This is a genomic window from Stenotrophomonas sp. P5_B8 (genome assembly GCF_054049855.1).
In genome coordinates this window covers 1-5,978 of the sequence record NZ_JBFULO010000224.1, presented here as the reverse complement: position 1 = coordinate 5,978, position 5,978 = coordinate 1, and the positions used below count along the sequence as shown (strand labels likewise).

Annotated in this window: 6 protein-coding genes and 1 pseudogene; 2 read left to right on the top strand and 5 right to left on the bottom strand. The window is 65.8% G+C overall.

Translation table 11 applies throughout. From position 1 onward, the window contains the following. Positions 1–356: 356 nt before the first annotated feature. Positions 357–1,262 carry a tyrosine-protein phosphatase gene (locus ACXJKH_RS12820; protein WP_457319771.1) on the bottom strand — a complete coding sequence of 302 codons (906 nt, stop codon included), beginning with the start codon at positions 1,260–1,262 and terminating at the stop codon, positions 357–359. Positions 1,263–1,278: 16 nt separating this feature from the next. Further along, positions 1,279–3,561 carry a TonB-dependent receptor gene (locus ACXJKH_RS12815; protein WP_457319769.1) on the bottom strand — a complete coding sequence of 761 codons (2,283 nt, stop codon included), beginning with the start codon at positions 3,559–3,561 and terminating at the stop codon, positions 1,279–1,281. Between the two features lie 129 nt (positions 3,562–3,690). Here ACXJKH_RS12815 and ACXJKH_RS12810 point away from each other — a divergent pair, with 129 nt between their 5' ends. Next, positions 3,691–4,335, top strand: coding sequence for a TetR/AcrR family transcriptional regulator (locus tag ACXJKH_RS12810; protein WP_457319767.1), 645 nt, complete (start codon positions 3,691–3,693; stop codon positions 4,333–4,335). 29 nt (positions 4,336–4,364) lie between these two features. Here the strand turns inward: ACXJKH_RS12810 and ACXJKH_RS12805 are convergent, their stop codons facing one another. Together ACXJKH_RS12805 and ACXJKH_RS12800 are read right to left on the bottom strand one after the other, a co-directional pair. Then, positions 4,365–4,559 (bottom strand): hypothetical protein, encoded by a 195-nt coding sequence (locus ACXJKH_RS12805; RefSeq protein ID WP_457319765.1) that lies wholly within the window; start codon positions 4,557–4,559, stop codon positions 4,365–4,367. After that, positions 4,556–4,852: a hypothetical protein gene (locus ACXJKH_RS12800; protein ID WP_457319763.1), complete on the bottom strand. Its 297-nt coding sequence runs from the start codon at positions 4,850–4,852 to the stop codon at positions 4,556–4,558. The genes ACXJKH_RS12805 and ACXJKH_RS12800 overlap by 4 nt, the downstream gene beginning before the upstream one ends. A 308-nt stretch (positions 4,853–5,160) precedes the next feature. Between ACXJKH_RS12800 and ACXJKH_RS12795 the strand changes: the two genes are divergently transcribed. Next, the gene (locus ACXJKH_RS12795; RefSeq protein ID WP_457319761.1) at positions 5,161–5,517 is read left to right on the top strand and encodes a YkgJ family cysteine cluster protein; all 357 of its coding nucleotides are present in this window, start codon (positions 5,161–5,163) and stop codon (positions 5,515–5,517) included. Between the two features lie 70 nt (positions 5,518–5,587). Here ACXJKH_RS12795 and ACXJKH_RS12790 read toward each other — a convergent pair. After that, a pseudogene (locus tag ACXJKH_RS12790) lies at positions 5,588–5,978 on the bottom strand (arylsulfatase); the annotation flags it as partial.

Genomic DNA, 5,978 nt, shown 5'->3' with positions numbered 1-5,978 from the left:
GCGCTGGGCGGTGCATTGGGCGGCCTCACGATCAGTTATGCGTCATTGGCGTCCATCCCGCTGACGGGCGCGTCGGCCGCGGTGCTGGCGGTGATGGTGCTGTACCTGCAGAAGCGACGAATGAAAGAGCTGGAATCGTCGGTTCCCTGATCGGCATCGACGCGTTGGATGGCACACGCTGTGATCGACATAGGCGCGTGCAAGGCGGCGCATTCCGGTCTGAACGCTGGAAGGCACGGGAGAGCGTCCACCGCACCTGGGGGTGTCGTGCGACCGGAAGTGCAGGCAACGCAGGAGCCCCGGATTATCCAGGGCTCTTGTGCTTTCTATCGGTTGGCCAGGTTTGCCCGGGTTACTCAACCCGCCTGACCGAGCCGCACCTTCAGCTGATCGATTTCCGCCTCGCTCACGCCGATGGACTTCAGGTAGCCCTCCGCGCCGCCATACTGCTTATGYAGCGCCGCCAGGAACATCTCCATGTTCTCCGGCGCCGTGCCCGCCATGCCGGCCATCTTCCTGCCGATCTCCGGGTTCTGCTTGATGAGTTCCATGATCTGCGCGTTCATCGCGCTGTCCTTGGGCTGCCCCTCCAGGTAGTGCGCGGAGATGGCGTAGTTGTGCACGATGTCCGCGCGCGAGACACCGGCCAGGTCGAGCAGCAGGCCGGCGATGATGCCGGTGCGGTCTTTGCCGGCCGTGCAGTGGAACAGCACGGTGCCGTCGCGCTCGGCGGCGATGCGCTGGAAGACCTGCTTGAACTGCGGCTGGCTGTGGTCCAGCCACTGCACGTAGGCCGCGCCCAGTGAATCGGGGAAGGTGGTCATCATCTTCTGCAGGTCCATCTTCTCGGTGCCCATCAGCGAGGTGCGCTGGTAGGCGAAGCGCGCATCGGTGGCCAGCAGGTCCGGCGACTGCGCCTGCTCATCGGCGGTGCGCAGGTCGATATCCAGGGTGACGCCAGCAGCGGCCAGCGCGTCGCGGTCGGCGGCGGTCAGGCGGCCCAGGTCGGAGGTGCGCACGAACGCGCTGGCCGGGATCGGGCCCTGGCTGCCCTGCAGGCCAACGAAGGTGCGGGTGTTCCATGCGCCCTGCAGCGGAATGACGCGCTGTGCATCGGCGGCGACCGGCTGCACGTTGGCGGTGCGCGGAGCGGCGTTGGTGGTGTCGGCGGCGGGCGCGCGTGCGAGCGCTGCGCCCGCGCCGGTGAGCAGGGGCAGGCTCAGGGCAACGGCGAGGGCGAGTGGGGCGGTTCGGTTCTTCATCGGGTTCTCCATGCGGTCAGAAGGTGACGGTGACGTCCAGGCCATAGGTGCGCGGATCATTGAAGATGCCGCTCTGGCCAAGGGAGGCGTTGTTGAGCTTGTAGAACAGGTGCTCTTCATCGAGCAGGTTGCGCGCCCACAGCGAGACAGCCAGGGTGGAACCGGCGCTGTTGAGCGGGACGTCCACCAGGGCCACGCGTGCGTTGACGATGAACGAGCTGTCGGTGAGCATCTGGTCGTATTCGCTGGTGTAGTAGCCGTCGGACCAGTTGCCGTCCAGATGGAACTTGAGCGCGGCGAAGTTGGCGAACGGCACCAGGTAGTCCAACGACAGGCTGCCGGCGTTCTTCGGCGCCAGCAGCGGTTGCACGGTGACCTGTACGCCGGCGCCGAACGGGTCGACGGCGCGCTGTGCGTCGATCTTGGTGTAGGCGTAGTTCAGGCCGACGGTGAGGTTGTCCACCGGCACCACGTTGAACTCCAGCTCGGCACCGCGCGAGCTGCCGTTGCTGAGCGCGTTGGTGGTGACCATGGTGGTACGGGTTTCGCCGCTGTTGGGGTCGAAGGGCAGCGAGAAGTCCATCTGCTTGTGTTCGATCTTCGAATCGAACAAGGCCAGATTGAGGCGTGCGCGGTTGTCCCAGAACTGCGATTTGAAGCCGAGCTCGAATGCGGTCACTTCTTCCGGGGCGAAGGCGGTATAGGTGGTGGAGCGCGAGTTGGCGCCGCCGGCCTTGAAGCCGGTGCTGTACTTGGCGTACACCATTGCGCTTTCGCCCAGGTCGTAGGCGATGTTCACCATGGGATCGAAGCGGCCCCAGGCATCGTCGAAGGCCAGGTGGGTGGCGGCGCCGTTGACGATGTACAGGCTGCCTTTCTTGTCATCGCGGGTGTAGCGGCCGCCGGCGGTGAGGTGCAGGCGCTCGAGCGAAGCCGGCGTCCAGGTGGCCTGGCCGAAGATGCCCAGGCTGTCGGTCCACGCCTTGCTGGCGCGGTCGATGCGCACGTTGCCGAGGTTCAACGGGTTGGTGGCCGGGTTGAGCGTGTAGCTGTTGCCGCCGGGGCCCCACAGCAGCATGTTGGGCGTCTGCGCGTTGTCGCCGGCGGTTTCGTGATAGTAGAAGGCGCCCGCCAGGAACTGCACCTGCGAGGTGGTGCCGATCAGCTGGAATTCCTGGCTGTACTGGTGCTGGTAGACCTGGGCAAGGCTGTAGCGGGCGAAGGGAGTGTTCGGACCGCCGTACGCGGAGATCGCGTCGACCAGGCCCATGTCGAACTGGCCCTGGGTGAGTTCGCGGTAGGAGCTGATCGACTTCAGTTCGAGGGTGTCGCTCAAGGTCCAGCCGAGGTTGAGCAGGTGGCCGCTGGTGCGGCCGATGTTGTCTTCCTGCGGGCCGCCGAGGATGGACGAATCGCGGCGATCCTCGCTGGCACCGGCTTTCTGCAGCGGGCTCACGAAGGCACCCGGTACCAGCAGTTGGGTGTGGTACGGCGTGGTGGCGTCATAGGAGGTGTCGAAGGCATACAGCGCGGAGAAGGTGTCGCTGGGCTGCCACAGTGCGCTGATGCGGGCGCCGCGCTTGTCGTAGCTGTTGAAATCGCGCTCGCCGCGCATCGGGTTGTCGGTGGTGCCGCCGCGCTTGGCCTGCACCGCGTCGATCTTGACGCTCACATCGCCCACCTTGGGCAGGTCCAGGTGCAGGCCGGTGGTGTAGCCGCTGTAGTTGGACACGCCCGCGCTGACGCTGCCGCCGAACTCGCCGGTGGGCTGTTTGGTGACGATGCTGAGCGCGCCGCCTTCGGTGTTGCGGCCGAACAGGGTGCCTTGCGGCCCCTTCAATACCTCGATGCGCTCCACGTCATACAGCATGCTGCCCAGGCCCTGGGCGCGGCCCATGAACACGCCATCGACGTAAACGCCCACGCCGGCGTCGCGCGCGGGCTGGTTGGCATCGCCGGACGCGCCGATGCCGCGGATACCGATGTTCAGTGCGGAACTGCGGGTGGCGAACGGGGTGACGCGCAGCGAGGGGATCGAGCCATCGGCGAGGCTGCCGATGGAGATCGCGCTGCGATCCTTCAAGGCTTCGGCATCCACGACGGAGACCGAGATGGGGGTTTCCTGCAGGTTGGTGGCGCGCTTCTGCGCGGTGACCACGACCTGGTCCAGCGCGACCACATCGCGGGCGGCGATGTCTGCATCGGCGGCGGGTTCGGCGTCGTTGGCGAGGGCAATGCCGGGCAGGGCGGTGGCGATGGCAAGGGCTAACAGGTGGAGGTGCAGCTGGGCGTGGCGCATCGGATGGGTTCGCGGGAGGGGGGAAGGCCGGCGCAGTCTGGACGCGTGAAATGACAGATGAATGACCGTTCATTCACCTGTCGAATGCCGTACCATCCGTCGTCAACTGGACGCCTTCTACGACAAGCAATGACGCTTAACCCCCTTGCCGGCACCCCCGCCGAAGATGCTGCCGCGGCCCGTGCGGAGGCCCAGCGCCAACGCATCCTCGACGCGGCGCAACGCTGCTTCATCGCCCGTGGCTTCCATGCCGGCTCGATCAGCGAGATCGCCGCCGAAGCGGACATCAGCCAGGGACTGATGTATCGCTACTTCGCCAACAAGCGCGCGCTGATCCTGGCGCTGATCGAGCGTCAGCTGGCCCATGACCARGACTCCATCGGCCAGATGCCGGCAGCATCGGATCTGGTGGAGGGGCTGCTGCGTTGTCATGAGGTGTGGGCGCGCGGGGGGACATTGGAGACCGCCGGCAATGCCATCGCCAACGTCGCGCTGTATGCGGAAATCACCGCTGAAGCCCACCGTGACCCGGTGGTGGCCGAAGTATTGCGGCGGCACGACCGGCAGACCAGCGCGGCGATCGGCGCCTGGCTGCGGCATCACGACATCGCGCGCGAACGGGATCCGGAGGAAGGGGATATCCAGGCCCGCATCCTGCTGCTACGGGTGCTGGTGGAGGGCCTGGCGATGCGCGCCGTGCGCGATCCCGGCCTGGCGAAGGAGACGCTGCGGAGCTTGCTGGCGGCTGCGATCGCGCGCGTGCTCGGGGAGTGACCGGGCGGGGCGTTCGGTCTGGTGGAGCGTCACTTGGCGTCTATGGATGCCTGGAGCGCTGCAGCCAACGCCGCGTCGCCGTTGACCAGCTCGGTCCACTGCAGTTCCACCCCGTTTCTTCGCCCCTTCAGCACGAGCTTGAGGCCGGTCGGGTCGATGGTCACGGTGTAGGTGTCATCTCCGACCTGGACTTCTCTCCGGATGGCTTTGTCGAGTGGCGTCATGGCCTGTCTCCTGCCGTGGCCCTGTATTCCTCGCAATTGCCGCTCGGGAAGCGCTCCATGTATTCAGCAAAACGCGCCCCCGAGATCGCCTGCCGTGTTCCGCATTTGGCGCACGTGATAGCCGCGCCTCCGCCAACGAACGCTTCCAGACTCGGCGGTTCGGTCGCCCTGAAGATATGCCGGCAGGTGTTGCATTGGACCCGGATGAACTCGATCTCAGGAAAGGCATGTTGAGCCGTTTTCGTTGGGCTGCAGCACACTTCAAACATGTAGAACAGGCCGGTGTCTGGCATGGGTGTGTCCTTGACGACTACGAAGCACGGTGGAGCGAAGGACCGTTTGTTCGGCGCATGGTCTCACAAGGTCAGGTGCTGAATGCGCCCCTGAACCCAGTGGTCGCCGGGTAGGCGTAGGTATCGGCGGACTTCCGGGGCGGGAACCGGTGGTAGCCTAGGCCCTGCAGCGGCATGACAGCCCACCAGGCCGTCGCCGCGATCGGCGCCTGGCGGTGGCTTCACGCCATGGCGCGCGTCCGCCCGCCCAGCAGGGCAACAGGGTTGTAAAATGGCCTTCCGTTGACGTGTGGCTGAGGCTCATCGCAATGCCCTATACAAACAGCGACGCGATAGATCGGCTGCGCGATCAGATCCCTTCCTTCCGGTGCATTGTCGGGTGCCACGACTGCTGCGGTCCGGTTACGGTGTCGACCGAGGAAATGGCGCGCCTGCCCATCAAGAGCGAGGCCGAGCGTGATGCTGCCCTGGCTGAGCTCAGTTGCCCCTACCTGGGCAAGCAGGGGTGCGAGGTCTACGCCGAGCGCCCGCTGATCTGCCGTTTGTTCGGAACCACGCCTCGTCTGCGCTGCCCCAATGGCCAGCGGCCGGTCTATATGATCGATGAGGCAGTGGAAGACGAGATCCATCGCTTTCTTCGCAGCACGCGGCAGGTGCTGCTTTAGCCTGGCGGGCCTGCATTGAGCTGGCCGCAACGTCTTGCATGCCGTCGGTCTGCCGCAGCGAGTCTGCCTGCTACTGATGACGCATCACCGCCGCCAGGTGTTTCTCGGGGTCGATCATGTGCGAGTGATCGTCCTGGTCCAGCTGGATCTCCGCCCACTGGATGGTGCCGTTGAACTTGCCACGCTCGGTGACATAGCCCTCGTACACCGGCATCCCTGTGTCGATGCCCACGTCCAGGCCTTCATCGAAGGAGTAGTACAGCGGGTGGGTGCGCTCGATCGCGCCGCTGCCCACGGCCTTGCCGTCGATGTACAGCGTGACCGTGCCACCGCGGCCGATGCCGCCGCCGGCGTAGGCAAACTCGGCCCGTACCTGGTGCCGGCCGGCGCCGATGTCCGCGTCGGACAGGATGGTTTTGCGCAGCAGCCCGCAGTGGTTGTAGTGGTAGCCGAGCTTGCCG

Bases quoted from the DNA above. Each gene is read 5' to 3' on its own strand.
- ACXJKH_RS12815 (WP_457319769.1), bottom strand. From the start codon at position 3,561: ATGCGCCACGCCCAGCTGCACCTCCACCTGTTAGCCCTTGCCATCGCC.
- ACXJKH_RS12805 (WP_457319765.1), bottom strand. From the start codon at position 4,559: ATGACGCCACTCGACAAAGCCATCCGGAGAGAAGTCCAGGTCGGAGAT.
- ACXJKH_RS12795 (WP_457319761.1), top strand. From the start codon at position 5,161: ATGCCCTATACAAACAGCGACGCGATAGATCGGCTGCGCGATCAGATC.
- ACXJKH_RS12800 (WP_457319763.1), bottom strand. From the start codon at position 4,852: ATGCCAGACACCGGCCTGTTCTACATGTTTGAAGTGTGCTGCAGCCCA.